Raw genomic sequence first — 21,233 nt, 5'->3', positions numbered from 1 at the left:
GCGTCGGCCAAAACTTAGTACCTTGTCAACACTAAAGGCAAGGTTACGCTCCCCTGAGATTTCGTACCTAAAGCGTGTACGAAGTCTCCAACGGAATCGCACCTAAAGCGCGTGCGTTTCAGGCGAACGTAAACCTGATTATGGTTGGTCAAGCTACTGGATCGTCGTTCAAGCATGCAGATCCTTTTGGACTTTGTAGGGGGCTTCTTTTTTTTGTCTTTTTTTGCGTTTGTTTGTACAATGAATAAGGCAGACTTGCGAAGTTTAGCATCGCACGGCGAACGGCTGCACGATTTTCGAATAGCCGCCGCCGAACAGACGAGGAGGAACCCATATGAGCGAGACGATTTTCAGCAAAATTATCGAAGGCAGTATCCCGAGCAAAAAAGTGTTCGAGAACGAGCGGATTTATGCTTTTCACGATATTCAGCCTGCGGCTCCCGTGCATGTACTGATCGTGCCTAAAAAACCGATCCCTTCGTTGAACGAGATCGAACAAGCGGATTTGGCCGTAATCGGAGAAATTCATCAGGTAGCCGTGCAGTTGGCTCAAGAACTCGGCATCGCGGAGAGCGGGTATCGGGTGATCAACAACTGCGGTTCCGACGGAGGCCAGACGGTGCCGCATCTGCATTTCCATTTGCTCGGCGGTGCCAAACTCGGCGCACTGACCGGAATTTCCGGATCGCACGAGTAAACGGGCGAAAAGCCTGAAACGTTCCTGCGACGGATAGCCGTTCAAGCAACCGAGGCAAGAACAGGCAGAAGTACGAATATATCCGTATAACCTTTTTTATAAGCATTGACACGGGGTTTAATTTTCGCCTATAATGAAAGTTGATTAACCGTGTTATGCTCTTGGACGGTCTGGTCGGAGGGAGGGGAAACTGGTGTCTGAAACTAAAGTTCGCAAAAATGAGACTATTGATGCTGCTCTTCGCCGCTTTAAACGCTCTATTGCAAAAGACGGCGTACTGGCGGAAGTCAAAAAGCGCAAGCATTATGAGAAGCCTAGCGTAAAGCGCAAGAAAAAGTCTGAGGCTGCTCGCAAAAGAAAGTTCTAAATAGGTGTGTTTTTTTCGTTTGTCGATTTTTTCGGCAACAGACACATCACCAAGATGTGTTTTGGCCTTTTCTGTCGATTGCTCGACAGCAAACACATCACCAGTAGGAGGCTTTATTTTAAATGAATCTTAGCGAACGATTGAACGAAGATATGAAACAAGCCATGCGGAGTAAGGATAAATTCAAACTCTCGACCATACGAATGATTCGCGCAACGGTCAAGAATCAGGAGATCGATTTGAAGCGGACTTTGGATGACGCAGAAGTGCTTGATATTCTGAGTCGTGAAATCAAGCAGCGTAAAGATTCCCTCCAAGAGTTTAAAAAAGCAGGTCGTGACGATTTGGCCGAGACTGTCGAAGCCGAGATCGTTATTGTTGCTGAATACCTTCCCGCTCAGCTTGCTGAAGAAGAAGTTAAAGCCATTGTACAGCAGACCATCCAGGAAACCGGTGCTTCTTCCAAAGCCGATATGGGCAAAGTCATGGCCGCTCTGATGCCGAAAGTCAAAGGACGCGCCGACGGGAAGTTGGTTAACCAAGTGGTTCAGCAGTACCTGCAATAAACGAACAAAATAAACGCCTTTCCGGAACTCCGGAAAGGCGTTTTTGTTATGCGGTTTCAACTTTTTTGCGAAAAGCGGGATTTTTTTGAAACGCCTGGCCGATATGCACGTATACTATTACTGAGACACTTTCGCATGTGTACAAACAGAGGGAACCGACGGAATGGATTTGGGTGCATGTGACAACATTCAAAAGAAGGAGGGAGACCTAATGGATACACAAGCGCGTTCCAAATGGTGGGTAGGCATGGCTGCGGCGCTGTGGGGCGTCGTTTGGCTGGTCGGCATTCCGCTGATTGTTTTAACGTCGTTCGCATCTTCGGCATCTGCTGCCGGCGTAACCGAAACTACGGTCGGGCAAGCGGGATTCTTGGCTAATACTTCCGAATTTCTGACAACGCCGATCATGCTGACCTTGCTGTTGTTTATCGGCTTTGCGGGCGTCGTGATCGAGTTGCTTCTTCCGGGGTTGATTTTCCCGGGGTTGCTCGGAGTCAGCGCGTTCGTTCTTTACTTTTTCGCAAGCACGTTTCAAGATTTGGCCGGACCTTACGTGTGGCTGCTGTTCGCGGTAGGGATCATTCTTATGGCGATCGAAGTATTCGTACCGAGTTTCGGGATATTGGGCCTGCTCGGGGCGGGCTCACTAATAGGAGGAGTGGTTATGGCAGCATGGGCAACGGGACATGCTTTACAGACGCTCGGGATCGCTTTCGTATTGGCCGCGGCGGCGGTCGGCATCGTCGTATTCGTTTTCAAGGAGCGCGGGGTTTGGAATCGCTTCATTTTGAAAGACAGCTTGACGTCGGAAGCCGGATACAACTCGGCAGTCACGCGGCATGAATTGGTCGGTCGCGACGGCGTTACGGTAACGTCGCTTCGCCCGTCGGGAACGATCATGATCGACGGCGAACGAATCGATGTTGTGAGCGAAGGCGCGTTCATCGAACGCGACAAAGCCATCGTGATCGTTAAAACCGAAGGATCGCGCGTTGTGGTCCAAGAAAAGTGGAACAGCGGATTAGGTCCGATCGAACCGATCTGATTCGCAGTCGTCCGCAAGTTTTGCAAGCAAAGAACGACATAACGGAGTTCGAAACGCCGGACTGAGATCCGAAGCGTTTCGGACCCTAAATTTGGAGGGGTACTTATGGCAGACGCAGCATGGATCGGCCCGCTGCTCATCGTAGTGGTCGGTATTATTATTTTGAGCATTTTCTTTAGCTTTTTCCCGGTGGCACTGTGGATTTCCGCTTTGGCTTCCGGCCTGCGCATCGGCATTATCACGCTGGTCGCGATGCGACTGCGTCGCGTTACGCCGGCTCGAATCGTCAATCCGATGATTAAAGCGCATAAAGCCGGTATCAGCTTGACCATTAACCAACTCGAGAGTCACTATTTGGCCGGTGGTAACGTGGACCGGGTCGTCAATGCCTTAATCGCCGCTCATCGCGCGAATATTCCTTTGGAATTCGAACGTGCCGCTGCAATCGACCTTGCAGGTCGTGACGTCCTGCAAGCCGTACAAATGAGCGTTAACCCGCGTGTGATCGAGACGCCTAGCGTATCGGCAGTCGCGCGTAACGGTATTGAAGTTGTCGTTATTGCTCGCGTCACTGTACGTGCGAATATTGATCGTCTCGTAGGCGGTGCCGGCGAAGAAACTATTATTGCTCGTGTCGGCGAAGGTATCGTCACAACGGTAGGTTCCAGTGACACGCATAAGGAAGTTTTGGAAAACCCGGATAAAATCTCGCGTACTGTCCTCGAAAAAGGTCTGGACGCGGGTACGGCGTTCGAAATCCTGTCCATTGATATCGCGGACGTAGACGTCGGTAAAAATATCGGTGCCTTCCTTCAAACGGAACAAGCGGAAGCCGACAAGCGTATCGCTCAAGCGAAAGCCGAAGAGCGCCGTGCAATGGCCGTAGCCGAAGAACAAGAAATGAACGCACGCGTAGTCGAGATGAAAGCACGTGTCGTGGAAGCCGAGTCGGAGGTTCCGATTGCTATGGCTGAAGCTCTGCGCGGCGGAAAAATTGGCGTTATGGATTATCTGAATATGAAAAATCTCGAAGCGGATACGGAAATGCGCGGATCGCTGGGCGGAATGAATGTTACCCACGTTGATAAGAACGACCCGAATAATAAATAAAACGTAAGCAAAAGGTAGAACAGGAGGGGAGTCTATGCCCCAGTTCTTGGAATGGATCACAAACAACTTGTTTATTGTCGTTATCATTGCGGGTGCGCTGTTCTCCGTGTTTGGGAAAAAGAATGCGAAGCCTAACGGAGGGGGCGAACCTTTCGGGGGCCGCGGCGCCTCCTCGCAGAGGCAAGCGAATCCGGCTCGCCTCGACCCATCTTCAGACGGAGAGCGGCAGTCTCCGTTCTCCGGTGCGCCGACCAGCTCCAGAAACGGACGCGCGGACCGTAATCCCGACTCGCAAGAGCGCGGCACGCACACGGAACGGACTAATCTCGATCAGGCATCACGCCGATTGAAAGGCGAAGTCGAAAAAAGATTGCGCGAACAGCGTTCAATGCAGCGGCGTACGCACGGCATAAAGAACGCCTCGCGTCAAATCGAACGTGCGGCTTCCGGTTCTCGAAGGAATTCGTCAACGCCGCAAAATTCGGCTTCGAGCAACAATGTTCCTTCGGTTCGGACGGCTACAGCTGCGTCGCTAATGTCGAATCCGACAGCGGACGAGCTGCGCAAAGGCGTCCTCTGGGCCGAAGTTCTGGGTTCGCCCCGTGCAAGAAAGCCGTATTCTTCCGGACGCAGATAACTCTGCGGAGTCACGATCTTCGGATCGTGAGGCTGCCGGCCTTTTCCGCCCCAAACGGATAGGCCGGCTTTTTGTATTTCTCCGGATTCCGATCCATAAAAAGCCCGCCCGAAATCTTTTGCAAGGGGAGTCGGAGAATGGTACAGTTGAGGAATAACAATCTATGCCGAAGCTGGATATCACATCGATTAAGGAGACTGAGAGCTTTTGACAGAACAGACGAGAAGCATCAAGATCCCGTTACATAACGCGGGGGAAGGATTGGCCCTGTTTGGTCCGCAAGACACGTATCTCAAGATGATCGAACGGCAGTTCAAAGCGCGTATCGACAGCCGGGAAGAAGAGATCGCCGTTCACGGACCGCAGCAGGAGACAGATCAGTTGGAGCATCTGTTTGACGTATTGCTTCAATTGGTGCGTAATGGCTATAACTTAACGGAGCGCGACGTTCAATACGCATTGGAACTGGCCAAAGATTTCCGGGCCGATCAACTGCTTGATTTGTTCAAGGGAGAAATTGCCCTGACGTTCCGAGGCAAGCCGATTCGTCCCAAAACGATCGGACAAAAACATTATGTAACAACGATCAAGAAAAAAGACATCGTGTTCGGCATCGGCCCGGCCGGTACCGGCAAAACATATTTGGCTGTCGTATTGGCTGTCACTGCGCTCAAGGAAGGCCTGGTCAAGCGTATCGTGCTCAGCCGCCCTGCGGTTGAAGCAGGTGAAAGCCTGGGCTTCCTGCCGGGCGATTTGCAAGAAAAAGTCGATCCTTATCTGCGGCCGCTTTACGATGCGCTGTACGATATTATGGGCACCGATCAGGTCGCCAAGGCGCTGGAGCGCGGCTTGATCGAAATCGCTCCGCTCGCCTACATGCGCGGTCGCACGCTTGAAGATGCGTTCATCATTTTGGATGAAGCACAAAACACGACGCCGGAGCAAATGAAAATGGTTCTGACGCGTCTGGGATTCGGATCCAAGATGGTCATCACGGGCGACGTGACGCAGATCGACTTGCCTCGCGGCAAAAAGTCGGGCCTGGTGGAAGCTCGTCTGATCTTGAACGGAATTTCGGATATCGGCTTTGTTACGTTTGCCGAAGAAGATGTCGTGCGTCACTCGTTGGTACAAAAAATTATCGTGGCTTACGAAAAAGCGGCGGAAAGCATCGAGTAAAAGGCTTTCCCGGTTCATTTGCGAACGAGCTCAGGAGTCTAATACCGGAGGTTCTTCCATATGGCTTCAAAAGAAAAATGGAAACGCAAAACCGACCCCAAACTGTCAGGTTGGAAAAGCAGCGGGGTCGTCAAACTGATCTTGTTCCTTCTCTTGGCGCTGATGTTTTATGTGGGGCTGTATCCTAAACTTATGCCTGAAAAGTACGATATTCAGGTGAACATGCCAAGCGACAAAGAAATTTTGGCTCCGGCGCAGATTCCGAACAGCAAAGCGACGCTACAGGCACAAGAGGAAGCAGCCGAGAAAGTTCAACAAGTGTATCGAATTTTCTCGCTGCGCAACGATACGCTGATCAGTCAGTTGCTTGATCGGATCGATACATTGAATCAGGATGATCAATTGACGGATGCGAACAAAATCGAGATTTACAGGGAAGAACTGCCGCAGAAAGTGAGTCAGTTCATGGCGAACTCAATCCGCAATAGCGGCAACAACGGAGCCTATTCAGCGACGCTTTTGCAAGAAGTTCGAACGCGGGTAGGCGAGCAGGAATACGATATTCCGGAAGAGACTTTTTACAAGATTCCTTCTTTGACGCCGACGCAGATTCAGCAAATGAAGTCGGAAGCGACGGGAATCGTGTCTCGCTTGATGAGCGATCAGGTCACGGATGCGCAGACTGCGAGAGCCCAGGTTGCGGAATTCGTCAGCCGAAGCACGCTTACCGATCGGACTTCGCGCGAAGTGGTGCAAGAGTTGATCAAGCTTTCGATCACGCCGAACCGTTTTTACGATGAAGAAGCAACAAAAGAAGCGGCGGTACAAGCACGGGAAAATACCGAGACGGTTTATATCGATCAGGGCGAAGTTTTGGTGCAACGCGGTGAAATCATTACGCAGGACACTTACAATTTGCTTAAAGAAAATGACATGTTGAAGACGGAGATCAATTATTGGCCTCAGTTCGGCTTGCTTCTGCTGTCCGTCCTGCTTGCATTCGGCTTGTTCCTGTTCACTCGTCAGAGCGGGACGGAATTCCGTTACGATAATCCTCAGCTATTGATGATCGTACTCATCTATTTCATCATGCTGATTGCGATGCATCTGACAGCTTTGGTACAGAGCGATACGTCGAAGTATGTCGGGTACCTGGCTCCGGTCGCGATAGGATGTACGCTCATTACGCTGCTGCTTAATAATTCGTTTGCTTATTTTAGCGCCATTATTTTCTCGGTGTTGGCAAGCATTGTGTTGAACGCCGGACAGTCGGGCACAGGCATATTTGACTTCCATTTCGGCTTCTATACATTGGTTGTCTCCTATGCGGCAATCTTTACGGTACATAAAGCCAGCCAGCGTTCCACGATCCTCAAAGCCGGAATTATGGTGAGCTTGTTCGGAGCCGTTGCCGTGTTGGCGTTATCGTTGATCGGCGACGCCGACCTGAATCGCAGCACCATTCTTTATCCGGTCGCATTCGCTTTGGCTTCGGGATTGTTGACTGCGATTCTGACCATTGGACTGATGCCGTTCTTCGAAGTGACGTTCGGAATCTTGTCGGCGCTTAAGCTGGTAGAATTGTCGAACCCGAACCATCCGCTGCTGCGCAAACTGTTGATCGAAACGCCGGGTACTTATCACCACAGCGTCATGGTCGGCAACTTGTCGGAAGCGGCGGCCGAGGCGATCGGCGCGAACGGACTGTTGTGCCGGGTCGGCTCGTATTATCACGATATCGGTAAAACGAAGCGTCCAAGCTACTTTATCGAAAATCAGAATAACATCGAGAACCCGCACGATTCCATCGATCCCAAGCTCAGTAAATCGATCATTGTCGCGCATGCCAGAGACGGCGTGGAAATGCAAAAGGAATATAAGCTCCCTAAACGCATCCGCGATATCGCCGAACAGCATCACGGAACGACTTTCCTGTATTTCTTCTATCAGAAAGCATTGAAGCAGGCCGAAGAGCGCGGGGTAGAGCCGGACTTCACGGAAGCGGAATTCCGTTATCCGGGTCCGAAAGCCCAGTCGAAAGAAGCGGCGGTAGTCGGGATCGCGGACAGCGTCGAAGCTGCCGTGCGTTCCCTGCATAAGCCGACCATCGACCAGGTGGAATCCATGATCGGCAAAATCATCAAGAGCCGTCTGGACGATCAACAGTTCAATGAATGCGATATTACGCTCAAAGAGCTTGACGTGGTCGCCAAGACGCTCAAAGAAGCGGTAATGGGAATCTTCCACTCGCGGATCGAATATCCCGAAGAGGTTAAGCCCAAGACAAAGGAGAATTGACGCATGAGTCTGCAGCTGGAATGGAGCAACGAGCAAAGCGAGTATGAAATCAGTGAAGAATTGATTGGGCAATTGAATAAACTGCTGGTCGCGGCAGGAGCCGTGGAAGGCGTAAGCGACGGAGAAGTAGCGCTGACTTTCGTCGATGATGAAGAAATTCACCGTTTGAACAGAGAGTTCCGCAATATTGACCGTCCCACCGACGTTTTGTCTTTTGCGATGCGCGAATCCCTGGGCGAAGAACCGGAAATCACTTATGAAGTGGAAACGGAAGACGAAGCGATCCCGGAGTTTGACGAAATGCTGGGCGATATCATTATCTCCGTACCGCGCGCGATCGCGCAGAGCGAAGATTACGGGCATTCGGTTGAACGCGAGTTGGGCTTCTTGTTCGTGCACGGATTCCTTCACTTGCTGGGTTACGATCATCAGACGCCGGAAGACGAAGCGGTTATGATGGGCAAACAGGAAGCGGTCCTGCAGCAAATCGGACTGACGCGCTAATGGAAAAGCGGCGTACCTGGGGGGATGTGTTCCGAAATGCCTGGGATGGCGTTCGGGCGACGGCTTCGACGGAGCGGAATTTCAAAGTGCATCTGGCGCTGTGCGCAGCTGTGCTGCTTCTGGGTGCGCTGCTGCGGGTTCCAAGGTTGGACTGGGGGCTATTGTGTCTGGCGATTGGCTTGGTTTTATCGGCGGAGTTGATGAATACGGCCGTCGAAGCCGCCGTTAATTTGACGGTCGGAGACCGGCTTCATCCATTGGCGAAAAAAGCCAAGGACGCTGCCGCGGGGGCTGTGCTGGCCTCCGCGTTTTTTGCCGCCCTGATCGGATTGATCGTTTTTGTGCCGCCGTTGCTGAATCTCGCCAAATCATGGGGCTGGATATAAATGGACTCGGCAACTTGCGAATAGTGCTGGTTGCGGACGCTTTGCGGGTGTACAATAGAATTCCACTTAGATGAAGCGGAGAGGGGCAACACAATCATGACAATTGATGCAGCTGTACTCATTCAGGAAGCAATCAAAGCCCGAGACAAGGCCTATGTGCCCTATTCGGGATTCAAAGTAGGTGCTGCCCTGCTCGACGAGCACGGACATGTCCACCACGGCTGCAATATTGAAAATGCGGCATACGGACCATCGAACTGTGCGGAGCGTACAGCGTTGTTCAGTGCGGTGGCCGACGGTCATCAACCGGGAAGTTTCGCCATGCTGGCTGTCGTGGGCGATACGGATGGACCGATTGCTCCGTGCGGCGTATGCCGTCAAGTATTGGTTGAATTGTGCAAGCCGGATATGCCGGTCGTGCTTGGCAATCTGAAGGGTGAAACCCGCGAGACGACGATCCGGGAACTTCTGCCGGACGCGTTCGGACCGTGGGATCTGGATAAGTAACGACAAGACATCAAGAGGAGGAATATGATGGAGAGCAGAAAAGGCTTCAAATCCGGATTTGTCGCAATCGTCGGTCGGCCGAATGTCGGCAAGTCGACGCTGATGAACCAAATTATCGGGCAGAAAATTGCGATCATGTCCGATAAACCGCAAACGACACGCAATAAAATTCATGGGGTGTACACGGATAACAGCAAGCAAATCGTTTTCCTGGATACTCCGGGCATTCATAAACGTCAGTCCAAGCTTGGCGATTTTATGAATAATACGGCACTGAATACGCTGGGCGAAGTCGAAGCGGCGATGTTCCTGATCGACGCGGCGGAAGGCATCGGCGGCGGTGACCGTTATATCATCGAGCAACTGGGCAAGATCAAAACGCCCGTGTTCCTGATTTTGAACAAAATCGATCTGGTCGAGCCGGAAGCGCTGCTGCCTTTGATCGAGACGTATCGCAAGCTGTACGAATTTGCGGAAGTGGTACCGATTTCGGCCAAATTCGGCAACAACGTGGAGACGTTAATGGAGCAGCTCGGCAAGTATTTGCCGGAAGGCCCGCAGTATTATCCGGAAGACCAAATCACGGATCACCCGGAACAATTCGTTATTGCCGAATTGATCCGCGAAAAAATCCTTCAAATGACGCGCGAAGAAATTCCGCACTCCATTGCCGTTACGATCGAAGACATGAAAAAGCAGGATAACGGCGTCGTTTCCGTCGGAGCCGTCATTTTCGTCGAGCGCGATTCGCAAAAAGGCATCGTCATCGGCAAACAAGGCGCGATGTTGAAAGAAGTCGGCAAGCGGGCTCGTCAGGACATCGAAAATCTGCTCGGTTCGAAGATTTTCCTGGAGCTATGGGTCAAAGTGAAAAAGGATTGGCGCAACCAAGACCGCGTTCTGCGCGATCTGGGCTTCCACCGGGACGCTTAGGATGTTGTACCGTCTCGAAGGCATCGTGATCCGGGCTATGGACTACGGGGAGACGAACAAGATCATTACGCTTTGCACGCAGACGCACGGCAAAATCGGCGTACTCGTCCGCGGAGCGAAAAAGGTCAAAAGTCGCCATGCTTCGCTCACCCAACCTTTTACGTACGGCATATTCAGCTTTTTCCGCGGCGGGAGCGGGCTCGGAACGCTGAATGACGGAGAGATTTTCGAGTCCAACCATAAACTTCGCGAAGATTTGGTCATGGCTGCGCACGGCGCGTATGCCTGCGAGTTGATCGACAGGGGGTTGCAGGACGAGGACACCGGGAGCTTTTGGTTCGAGCAGCTGTTAGCCTTTTTAAGCGGGCTGCGAGAAGGGAAAGATGCCGAAGTCATGACCCGGCTTTTCGAGATGAAAATGCTGCAAGCTTCGGGTTATGGCCCGGAGCTTGAAATTTGCTCGGCGAGTCAGCGTCACGTCGAAGGCGATGCGTTGATCAGCCCGAGGCTCGGCGGCGTGCTCAGCATTCCGTTCCGCGCAGCCGATCCGTACGCCGTTCCGGTCACGGGCCGAGCATTATCGCTGCTGCGCGTATTTGCGAAACTCGATTTGCGCCGACTTGGCAACGTGGACGTCAAACCGGAGACCAAGCTTGAGTTGAAAAAAGTAATGGAAGCGTTGATGCGCGAGCATATCGGCATCAACCTGAAGTCCAAACGTTTTCTCGATCAACTGGAGAACTACGGCTTTGACAAATAAGCTGTGCAGCCTTACAATAAAGTAACATTGCTAAGCGTCTCGTCACGCGTTGAATGGAAAGCATGGGATCAAGATACGGTTTTTTGGCAGCGAGCCGGGGAGAGTGCAAGCCTGGAGTAACCGCGATACCCATGATCAGGCATTTCCGGGAGCGAGCAAGACGTTAAGCGTACGGAAAAGAGGAATGCGATTCGCGATCGTTCGACGACCGCCGCGCATTCAAGTAGGGTGGAACCGCGGGTGTTAACATGCATCGGAGATGCACAATTAACTCTCGTCCCTACGTCTGTCTAATCAGGCGTAAGGACGGGAGTTTTTTGCGTATTTTTTTAACTTTTCCGATCGCAAAAATCCCCCCGTCCGTTCAGCCGATCCAATTGATAAAGGAGTGCTTACGATGAATTTTCAAAGCATGATCCTGACGCTCCAGCAGTTCTGGGCGGAACAGGGATGTATTAACGCACAGCCTTACGACACCGAAAAAGGCGCCGGCACGATGAACCCGATGACGTACCTGAGATCGCTCGGACCCGAGCCGTGGAAAGTCGCTTATGTCGAGCCTTCGCGTCGTCCGTCCGACGGACGCTACGGGGAAAATCCGAACCGTTTGTATCAGCATCACCAATTCCAGGTCATCATCAAGCCTTCGCCGGACAATATTCAGGAACTGTATTTGGACAGCCTGAAAGCACTGGGCGTCGATCCGCTGATCCACGATATCCGTTTTGTCGAAGATAACTGGGAGAATCCGACATTGGGCTGCGCAGGCCTTGGCTGGGAAGTGTGGCTGGACGGTATGGAAATTACGCAGTTCACGTATTTCCAACAAGTGGGCGGCATGGATACGAATCCGGTAGCCGTTGAAATCACGTACGGCATGGAGCGTCTGGCTTCGTATATTCAAGACAAAGAGAACGTGTTCGATCTGGAATACGTGGAAGGCATGACGTACGGCGACGTTTACCGTCAAGCGGAGTATGAGCATTCCAAATACACATTCGAGTTGTCCGACGCTCAAATGCTGTTCACCTTGTTCAACATGTACGAGCAGGAAGCAGGACGCGCGGCGAACGAGAACTTGGTTTTCCCAGCTTACGATTATGTATTGAAATGTTCGCATACGTTCAACCTGCTCGATGCGCGCGGCGCAATCAGCGTTACGGAACGGACCGGCTATATTACCAGAGTGCGTAACCTGGCTCGTAAAGTTGCGGCCGCTTATGTCGAGGAACGCGAGAAGCTGGGCTTCCCGCTCATTAAGAAAGAGGTGGAAGCGTAATGGCAAAAGATCTGTTGCTCGAAATCGGGCTTGAAGAAGTACCGGCCCGCTTCCTGCGCGCCGCGATGAATCAACTGCGCGAGAAAACGGAAAAATGGTTGGACGCATCTCGTCTGAGCTATGATAAAGTCGAAGCTTATGCAACCCCTCGCCGTCTGGCTGTTCTGGCTCGCGGCGTAGCGGAGAAGCAAGACGACGTGAACGAAGAAGTGAAAGGGCCTTCCCGCAAAATCGCGCAGGACGCAAACGGCGATTGGTCGAAGGCCGCTCTGGGCTTTGCCCGCAGCCAAGGCGTCGAAGCGAGCGATTTCACGTTCAAGGAGCTTGGCGGCGTAGAATACATTTACGCAACGAAAAGCCTGAACGGACAGGAAGCGTCCGTGCTGCTGCCGGAAGGCCTGAAGAGCATTATCTCTTCGCTAACCTTCCCGAAAAACATGCGTTGGGGCACGCATGATTTCCGCTTTATCCGCCCGATTCGCTGGATGGTGGCTTTGTTCGGCGAAGAGATCGTGCCTTTCGAGATCACGGACGTAGCGACGAACCGCGTATCGCGCGGACACCGTTTCCTCGGCAGCGAGACATTGATCGGACAGGCTTCCGATTATGTCGAAGCGCTGCGCGCCCAGCATGTGCTGGTCGACGTTGAAGAACGCGAGGCATTGATCCTGAAGCAAATCCGCGATCTCGCCGAGCAAAAAGACTGGAATATCGCGATCAAAGAAGATCTGCTTGAAGAAGTGCTGTTCCTTGTCGAGACGCCTACCGCATTGTTCGGCACGTTCGAAGAATCGTTCCTGAACATTCCGCAGGAAGTGTTGATCACATCGATGCGCGAGCACCAACGTTATTTCCCCGTATTGGACGCCGAAGGCAAGCTGCTTCCGTTTTTCGTAACGGTGCGCAACGGTGACGCCAAATCGTTGGATGTTATTGCAAAAGGCAATGAGAAGGTGCTGCGCGCCCGTCTGTCCGACGCGAAATTCTTCTACGAAGAAGATCAGAAAGTCGCGATTCAAGATTTCTTGGCGAAGCTGGAGAGCGTCGTTTTCCATGAAGATCTGGGCAGCACGGGAGACAAAGTTCGCCGGATTCGCCAGACTGCGGACAGCGTTGCTGCGCAATTGAAACTGGACAACGAAACGGCGCAACATATCAGCCGCGCGGCCGATATTTGCAAATTCGACCTGGTTACGCAAATGGTCTACGAATTCCCTGAGCTTCAAGGCGTGATGGGCGAAGACTATGCACGCAAGGCGGGCGAAAAAGAAGAAGTGGCACGTGCCGTATTCGAACACTATCAGCCTCGTTTCGCGGGTGAATCCGTTCCGGCTTCGATCGTGGGTTCGGTGGTCAGTCTGGCGGACAAAACCGATGCGATCGTCGGATTCTTCGGGATCGGCATCATCCCGACCGGATCGCAGGACCCGTACGCGCTGCGTCGCCAAGCGGCAGGCATCGTGCAAATTCTGCTCGATCATGATCTGGATCTGACATTGGAGCAATTGTTCGACCTGTCGATTGCGGTGCATGAGCAAGCGGGGAACCTGAAACGTACGGCAGACGAAGTGCGCAAAGACCTACGCGACTTCTTCGAACTCCGCGTGAAAAAATTGCTGTCGGACAACCTCCGTTACGACGTGGTGGACGCGGTAATCGCAGCAGGCTTCGGAGACATTCCGGCGGTTGTTGCCCGCGGCAAGGCTCTAATGCAAGCCGTGCTGAATGAGGAGGATTTCAAGACGACGGTCGAATCGTTCACGCGTACGAGCAACCTGGCTGCAAAAACGCAAGAGCGTGAAATAAAGCCGGAACTATTCGAAGACGAAGCGGAACGCGAGCTGTTTGAAGCGTGGCAACTGCTGCACAGACAGCGCGAAACTTGGGCTTACGCCGAAGAAGAAGGAGCCATGACGGCGGCCGCGGCTGAATTGACTGCACTGTCGGGGCTCAAGCAACCGATTACGACCTTCTTCGACCGGGTAATGGTAATGGCAGAGGATGAAAAGGTGCGTGCCAACCGCTTGGCTCTGCTTGCATCCGTTGATAGCGACCTCAAACAATTTGCCGATTTCGGAAAGTTGGTTTGGCAGTAAGAACGATGTAAAATAGGGAGTACAACTGCTTTTTGCGCCAATTAAATAATAACCCGATACGGAATTTTTCCCGCGCAGAGAGCAAGGTCGGTCGTCATACGGCGGTACCGGATGAATTGTTTCTCTTGTGCTTGGGAAGCGTAGCGCCTAACGGTTCTCGCTTCTCCAAGCATACGGCGGGAAACGTTCCGTTTTTCGCATAGCTTCGGGCGGAAGCCGAAAAGCAGGGCATCGCGTCCGAATGAAGGGAGGCTATTGTGGAAGCCGAAGCGGAAGGTATGCGTATCATGGTCGATGCCGATGCTTGTCCGGTTAAAGACGAGATCAAACATGCGGCGTCAAAAGTTGGCGTCTCCGTAGTGTTGGTCTCTTCATACGATCATATGTTGCGCGAAGAAGCCGGCGTGCAAGTTGTAAGGGTAGATCGGGGAAAGGAAAGTGCCGATCTGTATATCGTCAACCATTTGCGCGCAGGAGATTTGGTAGTCACGCAGGATTATGGTTTGGCTGCTCTGGTCTTGGCAAAGCGTGCTTACGCAATGTCGGAAAGAGGCGTCGTTTACGATGCGGACAATATCGAGTTTTTGCTCGATCGCCGACATACGAGTGCAAAAGTGCGCCGCGGAGGAGGCCGAACCAAGGGCCCCAAAAAGTTTACGACGGAGGATCGGGCTGTTTTCTCGGAAAAATGTTTAAAACTTTTACATGATTTGCAGGAGAAGCAGCAGGTATAGCGAATATTATTTTCATTAGAAGGTGGTTACTATGAGTACGGAATACGGAAATATTCCGGAGGAAACGATCGATGCGGTGCTGACGCAGCACGATATCGTCGAAACGGTTGGCAGACATGTACATCTGACCAAACAGGGGAAGTATATGAAAGGCCTATGCCCGTTCCATTCCGAAAAGACCCCTTCTTTTACGGTGACGCCGGATCGCCAAATCTTCTACTGCTACGGCTGCGGCATGGGGGGCAACGCCATCAAATTCAGGATGGAAATCGAAGGACTATCTTTCCCCGAAGCTGTGAAGATTATGGCGGAGGAGGCGCATATTCCTTTCCAGAATACCGCTGGAAAGCCGGAATCGCCTCAAGACCGAGAAACCGGACGTCTCCTTCAGGCGTACGAATGGAGCGAAAAATTCTATCATTTTTTGTTGAAAAACACGGAGCACGGCCGTCCGGCGCTGGAATATTTGCGCGGGCGCGGTATCGGCGACAAAATGATCGACCAGTTCGGCATCGGATTCGCACCGGATCGTTGGGATACGCTCGTTCAGTTCTTGGATAAGCGTTCATTCGATCTGGCGGAAATGGAGAAGGGCGGGCTGATTTCAGCCAAACAAAACGGAGACGGGTACGTTGACCGCTTTCGCGGACGGATCATGTTTCCGATTGCCAATCGAAGCGGCAAGACTATTGCTTTTGCCGGGCGCATACTCGGCGAAGGACATCCGAAGTACGTAAACTCGCCGGAGAGCCGATTATTTAACAAAAGTCGGGTGCTGTACAACTTCGGGCAGGCGCGAAGCGCGATTCGCAAGCAACGTCAGGCCGTCTTATTCGAAGGTTACGGTGACGTGATCGCGGCTTGGGAAGCCGGCGTGCATAACGGAGTCGCAACAATGGGTACATCGCTTACCGACCAACATGCAGCCATGATCAAAACTACGGCGGACGAAGTGCTTGTCTGCTACGACGGAGACAATGCAGGGCAGAATGCGGCGCTGAAAAGTATTCCGATTCTGGAACAGGCAGGCTTGCAGGTGAAAATCGCGATGCTGCCGCCCGGCGTAGATCCCGACGATTATATTCGTTCGAACGGCGGAGATCGGTTTATCCGTCAAGTGGTGGAAGATGCGGCCTCGACGACGAAATTCCGTCTGGCCAATCTGCGTCGCGGCCATCGTTTAACGGAAGAAAGCGGCCGTGTCGATTATGCCAGAGCCGCATTGCCGGTTATTGCCGCTCTGAGTTCGCCGACCGAGCGAGAAGTCTATCTGCGCGAATTGTCCTCCGAAGTCGATGTTTCCTTTGATAGCCTTAAGCAGGATTGCAACCTGATCCGACAGGAGCAGAGCAGACCCGCTCCGGGCCAAGGAGATCCGGGACCCGCTTACTCCGATTCCAGACAAGGCGGACGCGGCGGACAGTATGGCGGCAGGGGCCGAGATCGTGGAGACTATGCGAATAAAGGCGGATACGGAAAAAAAGGAAACTTCGGAGGCGGTGGCGGAAATTACGGAAATTCCGAAGAGGATTTTTTCCCGCAAGAACGCCGGACGCGTCCGAACCGTGATTTATTGCCTGCCCATCAAACCGCTGAGCGACGTTTGCTGTTCTTTATGCTTCAGGACCGTCAAGCATCCGAATATGTCGAGCAACGACTCGGAAACGAGTTCAATCTACCCGAACATGCGGCCATATCCGCTTATCTTTATGCTTTTTACGCGCAGGACCGCGAGCCTGATAGCAGCCGCTTCATCTCTTCCTTACAGGACGAGAAGCTGGAGAAGACGGTTAGCGCCATTGTTATGATGGAAGGTCCGCGTGAGTGGAACGAGCAGGTACTCGACGATTGCATCCGGGAAGTTCGCAAGGTGCCCCAGTTGCGCGGTATTGAGCGCAAACGCGAAGAAATGATGCGCGCCGAAAAAGATGGTGATTTCCTGCTCGCTGCTCAAATCGCAAGTGAAATCATAGCCCTGGAACGGCAATAGCGAACGCGTTTTTCGGTTCGAAGTCCGGGGAGGAGGGAGTCTCAGAATGGCGAATGAGCAACATACGGAATTGGAAGGCGAACTGACTCTCGACCAGGTGAAGGAACAATTGATCGAACTCGGCAAAAAAAGATCGCATCTCAGCTATAAAGAGATTGCCGAGAAATTGTCTCCGTTCGATCAAGATCCTGAACAGATCGATGAGTTCTATGAACAGCTAGGTGACCTGGGAATTGAAGTAGGAGACGAAAGCGACGAGGAAGAAGAACGTCCGCGTTTGAGAAGCGAACGAGAAGGCAGCGAGGAATCGGAATTCGAAGACGATCTCGCACTGCCGCCGGGTATTAAGATCAACGACCCGGTACGGATGTACCTCAAGGAAATCGGGCGCGTTCCCTTGCTCTCCGCCGATGATGAAGTGGAATTGGCAAAGCGGATCAAAGAAGGCGATGAAGAAGCCAAGCGCCGTCTGGCGGAAGCGAATCTTCGTCTCGTCGTCAGTATTGCCAAACGCTATGTCGGACGAGGCATGTTGTTCCTGGATTTGATTCAGGAAGGCAATATGGGCCTCATCAAAGCGGTAGAGAAATTCGACTACAAAAAAGGGTTCAAATTCAGTACGTATGCCACCTGGTGGATTCGCCAGGCCATCACCCGTGCGATCGCCGATCAGGCCCGGACCATTCGGATTCCGGTTCATATGGTCGAGACGATCAACAAGCTGATCCGGGTTTCCCGGCAGTTGTTGCAGGAGTTCGGCCGAGAGCCCTCGCCGGAAGAAATTGCCGCCGAAATGGAACTTAGCGTAGAGAAGGTTCGGGAGATCATGAAGATCGCCCAGGAACCGGTCTCGCTGGAAACGCCGATCGGTGAAGAAGACGACTCGCATCTCGGCGATTTTATTGAAGATCAGGAAGCATTGGCTCCAGCAGATGCCGCTGCCTACGAGCTGCTCAAGGAACAGTTGGAAGATGTGCTCGACACATTGACCGACCGCGAGGAGAACGTGCTCAGACTGCGTTTCGGTCTGGATGACGGACGTACGCGAACTCTCGAAGAAGTCGGCAAGGTATTTGGCGTTACGCGCGAACGGATTCGTCAGATCGAAGCCAAAGCGCTCCGCAAGCTTCGCCATCCGAGCCGCAGCAAGCGACTTAAAGATTTCCTGGAATAAATGACCGATCAGACCGCCGGGGCGCTGCTCCGGTGGTCTTTTGCGTGAAGCGTCGATTTCTGGGAGAGGTTCGCTCAAAAGTCCCGCCTATCCGTGTATCCCGCCTGATAGGCGGGTTGAAAATTTTTGGTTACAATAAAATAGGAATAGCCGCTTGGCGGCTTGCGGGTAATCGTAGCGAAGCGATTTGCCGATATAAAAATGAGAACGGCTTCAGCAGCGGTAAGTGATTAAAGACTGGCCCTATAAGGAGGAGCGCTTTTGGAACGGGAAAAAAAGAGAGTCATCATTATGGAAATCGAAAATTGGCGTAAAGGTAAACTTTTACCCGAACATTATTGCGATTTTTTGTTAAACTTATATGATGATGAGCAAACGCAGCCGAAGAAAAAAAGCACGTTGTCGGTTTCATCCCTGCAACAGGGTAATTTTAAGCTGTGGGCACTCTCGTTTGTTAGCGTGGCTTTGATTTTCCTGATCGGATTCTACTTCCAGATTTTAGACTGGCCGTTTCAAGCGGCGGCGATCGCGGCGCTTGTCTCATTCTGCTACGGGCTCGGTACATACGCCAGGGGAAGAGCCTGGATGGGCGGTATGGGCGGGCAAATGCTGTATGCGATCGGCAGCCTTGTGCTGCTTGCCTTGGGGGCCTGGATGATTCGATTGAACGGCTGGCCTATAGAGATGTCTATGCTTGGTTTGATTGCCGCGTGTGCCGTTGTATGGCTTGCGGTAGGTATGATCGTTCCGAGCGGACTGCTGCATTACAGCGGCTGGGGCGCCTTGATTCTGTTGTACGCGAAGTTTTTCGGACAAATGAATCCCGGAGCTTCTTGGCCGATGCTTCAGTTGCTTTGGCTGCCGCTTAGCGCGCTGCTGCTCTGGCTTAGCTGGCTTGCCCATCATAAGGCGAAGCGTTTTGCTTCCATCTACTTTGCGGTCGGCGTGACGCTCTGGTTCATGCCTGAGCTCGACAGCTTGTTGCTGCGTCAAAATGCGCCGGACGGAATCATTTTGTACATTCTGGGCAAGTTGGCGTTGGCCTTTATTTTCTTGTTTATCTGGCGAAAAAAATGGATTGCGTGGGTGTCTGTATGAAATTATCACAACGATTAAACACGATTTGCAAACTGATTCCGCCCGGCAGTCGCCTGGCGGATATCGGTTCGGACCATGCTTTGCTGCCGACCTATGCGGTGCAGGAAGGCCGAGCGGTTTCGGCTATTGCGGGAGAAGTGAATCGTGGGCCTTACGATGCTGCCGCGAAGCAAGTCGCGGAAGCGGGACTGCAAGACAAAATTTCCGTGAGACTCGGAGACGGATTGGCGGCGATTCAACCGGGAGAAGCGGACGTGATTACCGTTGCAGGCATGGGCGGTGCATTGATCGTTCGAATTCTGACCGAAGGAAAAGCCAAGCTGGAGGGCGTAAGCCGCCTGATCCTGCAACCGAACGTAGGGGAAGATCTGGTCCGCCGCTGGTTGTTGGAAGAGGGCTGGCTGCTTCGGGGCGAGACGATTCTTGAAGAAGACGGCAAAATCTATGAGATTCTGACAGGAGATCGCAGCGAGTCGGCGGAAAAGGAAAATGCCGAGCTTTACGCGGATACGACTGTAGGAGAGCCTTCGGTAACGCTCGACCGCGAGCAATTGCTCGATTTCGGTCCTTTTCTTGTGCGTGCGGCTTCACCTGTGTTCCATAAGAAATGGATCGGCGAGATTGCCAAGCTGGAGCGAGTGGCAGGTTCGATGGGGCGATCGGACAGCGAAGATGCAAAAGGCAAAAAAGAAGCGCTTGAACGCCATATCGAAGTACTCAAGGAGGTGCTGGCATGCTTGCCAAAGGACAAACCGTCATTCAATTGATGGAGAAATTCGCGCCGAAATCGTTGGCTGTCGATAACGACAAGATCGGCTTGCAGCTCGGCACGTTGAATAAAGAAATCACGAAAGTGCTGGTTGCGCTGGATGTGACGCCGGAAGTAGTGGATGAGGCCATTGCTCTGGGCGCCAATCTGATCGTGGCCCATCATGCGATCATTTTCCGCCCTCTCGCCAATCTGCGCACGGATACGCCGACGGGCGCTTTATATGAAAAACTGATCAAGCACGATATTGCCGTTTACATTAGCCATACCAATCTGGACGTGGCGGAAGGCGGCATGAACGATTGGATGGCGAATCTGGTCGGGATCGCAGATCCGAAGCCGCTTGAAGAGCTGCAAAGCGAGCGGCTCTTCAAGTTGGTCGTCTTTGTGCCGAAAACTCATCATCAAGGCGTGCTGGATGCGATTCTTGCTGCCGGAGCGGGAGCGATCGGCAATTATTCGCATTGCAGCTTCAATACGGAGGGAACCGGAACGTTCCTGCCGGGCGATCAAACGAATCCGCATTTGGGCAGCGTAGGCAAGTTGGAGCGCGCGGAGGAAGTTCGGATCGAAACCGTTCTTCCGGAAAACCTGCGCTCCAAAGCCGTACAAGCGATGCTCAAAGCCCATCCTTACGAAGAAGTGGCTTACGACCTGTATGCGTTGGAGCAAAAGGGTAAGTCGTATGGACTGGGACGTATCGGCAAGCTGGCGGAACCGAAGACTTTAGCAGAGTTGACCGAAGTCGTGAAAAAAGGCTTTGACGTGCCTGCGGCTCGCGTAGTGGGCGACCCGGAGCGTTTGGTGAAAAAAGCGGCTGTATTGGGCGGCTCGGGCAGTCGATATATTCATCATGCGATTCGCCAGGGCGCGGACGTGCTGATTACCGGCGACATCGACTATCATACGGCGCATGACGCGCTGATGGCCGGACTTGCGATTATCGATCCCGGACATAACTCGGAAAAAATCATGAAGCGCGAAGTGGCGGATTTGCTGGGTCGAATGCTGGCCGGGAACGGCAGCGAAACGACCGTGCACGCGTCGGAACCCAACACCGAACCTTTCCGATTCGTGTAAAGAAAAAACACTTGTCGCCTGCAC

The 21,233-nt window shown here is 52.6% G+C and carries 21 protein-coding genes; all 21 read left to right on the top strand.

All coding sequences use genetic code 11. The annotated features are described in order from the left end of the window. The first annotated feature begins 334 nt into the window (after positions 1–334). The 21 genes from SACSAC_RS21005 (at position 335) to SACSAC_RS20905 (ending at position 21,209) form a co-directional block, all read left to right on the top strand. Positions 335–697: a histidine triad nucleotide-binding protein gene (locus SACSAC_RS21005; protein WP_037289985.1), complete on the top strand. Its 363-nt coding sequence runs from the start codon at positions 335–337 to the stop codon at positions 695–697. 193 nt (positions 698–890) lie between these two features. Continuing rightward, a complete protein-coding gene (gene rpsU, locus SACSAC_RS21000; protein ID WP_005547957.1) occupies positions 891–1,064 on the top strand; it encodes a 30S ribosomal protein S21 in 174 nt (57 codons plus the stop codon). Positions 1,065–1,186: 122 nt separating this feature from the next. Then, on the top strand, positions 1,187–1,630 hold the full coding sequence (locus tag SACSAC_RS20995; protein WP_037289974.1) for a GatB/YqeY domain-containing protein: 444 nt from the start codon (positions 1,187–1,189) through the stop codon (positions 1,628–1,630). 211 nt (positions 1,631–1,841) lie between these two features. Continuing rightward, positions 1,842–2,675 carry an NfeD family protein gene (locus SACSAC_RS20990; protein ID WP_037289972.1) on the top strand — a complete coding sequence of 278 codons (834 nt, stop codon included), beginning with the start codon at positions 1,842–1,844 and terminating at the stop codon, positions 2,673–2,675. Between the two features lie 105 nt (positions 2,676–2,780). Beyond that, positions 2,781–3,785 carry a flotillin-like protein FloA gene (gene floA, locus SACSAC_RS20985; protein ID WP_037289971.1) on the top strand — a complete coding sequence of 335 codons (1,005 nt, stop codon included), beginning with the start codon at positions 2,781–2,783 and terminating at the stop codon, positions 3,783–3,785. 34 nt (positions 3,786–3,819) lie between these two features. Beyond that, positions 3,820–4,422, top strand: a complete 603-nt coding sequence (locus tag SACSAC_RS20980) for a hypothetical protein (RefSeq protein ID WP_037289970.1) — start codon at positions 3,820–3,822, stop codon at positions 4,420–4,422. Between the two features lie 207 nt (positions 4,423–4,629). Beyond that, a complete protein-coding gene (locus SACSAC_RS20975; RefSeq protein ID WP_037289968.1) occupies positions 4,630–5,601 on the top strand; it encodes a PhoH family protein in 972 nt (323 codons plus the stop codon). Positions 5,602–5,661: 60 nt separating this feature from the next. Then, positions 5,662–7,899: an HD family phosphohydrolase gene (locus SACSAC_RS20970; RefSeq protein WP_037289966.1), complete on the top strand. Its 2,238-nt coding sequence runs from the start codon at positions 5,662–5,664 to the stop codon at positions 7,897–7,899. Between the two features lie 3 nt (positions 7,900–7,902). Beyond that, positions 7,903–8,403 (top strand): rRNA maturation RNase YbeY, encoded by a 501-nt coding sequence (ybeY, locus tag SACSAC_RS20965; RefSeq protein WP_037289964.1) that lies wholly within the window; start codon positions 7,903–7,905, stop codon positions 8,401–8,403. Further along, on the top strand, positions 8,403–8,789 hold the full coding sequence (locus tag SACSAC_RS20960) for a diacylglycerol kinase family protein (RefSeq protein WP_037289961.1): 387 nt from the start codon (positions 8,403–8,405) through the stop codon (positions 8,787–8,789). Before ybeY ends, SACSAC_RS20960 begins: the two co-directional genes overlap by 1 nt. Positions 8,790–8,891: 102 nt before the next feature. Continuing rightward, positions 8,892–9,296 carry a cytidine deaminase gene (locus SACSAC_RS20955; RefSeq protein WP_037293425.1) on the top strand — a complete coding sequence of 135 codons (405 nt, stop codon included), beginning with the start codon at positions 8,892–8,894 and terminating at the stop codon, positions 9,294–9,296. A gap of 27 nt (positions 9,297–9,323) precedes the next feature. Continuing rightward, a complete protein-coding gene (gene era, locus SACSAC_RS20950) occupies positions 9,324–10,229 on the top strand; it encodes a GTPase Era (RefSeq protein WP_037289958.1) in 906 nt (301 codons plus the stop codon). 1 nt (position 10,230) lies between these two features. Next, positions 10,231–10,989 (top strand): DNA repair protein RecO, encoded by a 759-nt coding sequence (gene recO / locus SACSAC_RS20945; protein WP_037289956.1) that lies wholly within the window; start codon positions 10,231–10,233, stop codon positions 10,987–10,989. A gap of 397 nt (positions 10,990–11,386) precedes the next feature. Next, on the top strand, positions 11,387–12,268 hold the full coding sequence (gene glyQ, locus SACSAC_RS20940; RefSeq protein ID WP_037289955.1) for a glycine--tRNA ligase subunit alpha: 882 nt from the start codon (positions 11,387–11,389) through the stop codon (positions 12,266–12,268). Next, a complete protein-coding gene (gene glyS / locus SACSAC_RS20935; protein WP_037289953.1) occupies positions 12,268–14,364 on the top strand; it encodes a glycine--tRNA ligase subunit beta in 2,097 nt (698 codons plus the stop codon). Before glyQ ends, glyS begins: the two co-directional genes overlap by 1 nt. 278 nt (positions 14,365–14,642) lie before the next feature. After that, positions 14,643–15,098, top strand: a complete 456-nt coding sequence (locus SACSAC_RS20930) for a YaiI/YqxD family protein (RefSeq protein ID WP_037293424.1) — start codon at positions 14,643–14,645, stop codon at positions 15,096–15,098. 31 nt (positions 15,099–15,129) lie between these two features. Then, positions 15,130–17,088, top strand: coding sequence for a DNA primase (dnaG, locus tag SACSAC_RS20925; RefSeq protein ID WP_037289950.1), 1,959 nt, complete (start codon positions 15,130–15,132; stop codon positions 17,086–17,088). A gap of 46 nt (positions 17,089–17,134) precedes the next feature. Next, positions 17,135–18,262, top strand: coding sequence for an RNA polymerase sigma factor RpoD (gene rpoD / locus SACSAC_RS20920; protein WP_037289947.1), 1,128 nt, complete (start codon positions 17,135–17,137; stop codon positions 18,260–18,262). Between the two features lie 261 nt (positions 18,263–18,523). Then, positions 18,524–19,360 (top strand): hypothetical protein, encoded by an 837-nt coding sequence (locus SACSAC_RS20915; RefSeq protein WP_037289945.1) that lies wholly within the window; start codon positions 18,524–18,526, stop codon positions 19,358–19,360. Next, a complete protein-coding gene (locus tag SACSAC_RS20910; RefSeq protein WP_037289943.1) occupies positions 19,357–20,127 on the top strand; it encodes a tRNA (adenine(22)-N(1))-methyltransferase in 771 nt (256 codons plus the stop codon). Before SACSAC_RS20915 ends, SACSAC_RS20910 begins: the two co-directional genes overlap by 4 nt. Further along, positions 20,094–21,209 carry a Nif3-like dinuclear metal center hexameric protein gene (locus SACSAC_RS20905; protein ID WP_037289938.1) on the top strand — a complete coding sequence of 372 codons (1,116 nt, stop codon included), beginning with the start codon at positions 20,094–20,096 and terminating at the stop codon, positions 21,207–21,209. Before SACSAC_RS20910 ends, SACSAC_RS20905 begins: the two co-directional genes overlap by 34 nt. Positions 21,210–21,233: the final 24 nt, after the last annotated feature.

Origin of the sequence: Saccharibacillus sacchari DSM 19268, assembly GCF_000585395.1 — a bacterium.
GTDB classification, from domain to species: domain Bacteria; phylum Bacillota; class Bacilli; order Paenibacillales; family Paenibacillaceae; genus Saccharibacillus; species Saccharibacillus sacchari.
Note: the sequence above shows the minus strand (reverse complement) of the source record. Positions and strands in the feature narration are given on the sequence as shown.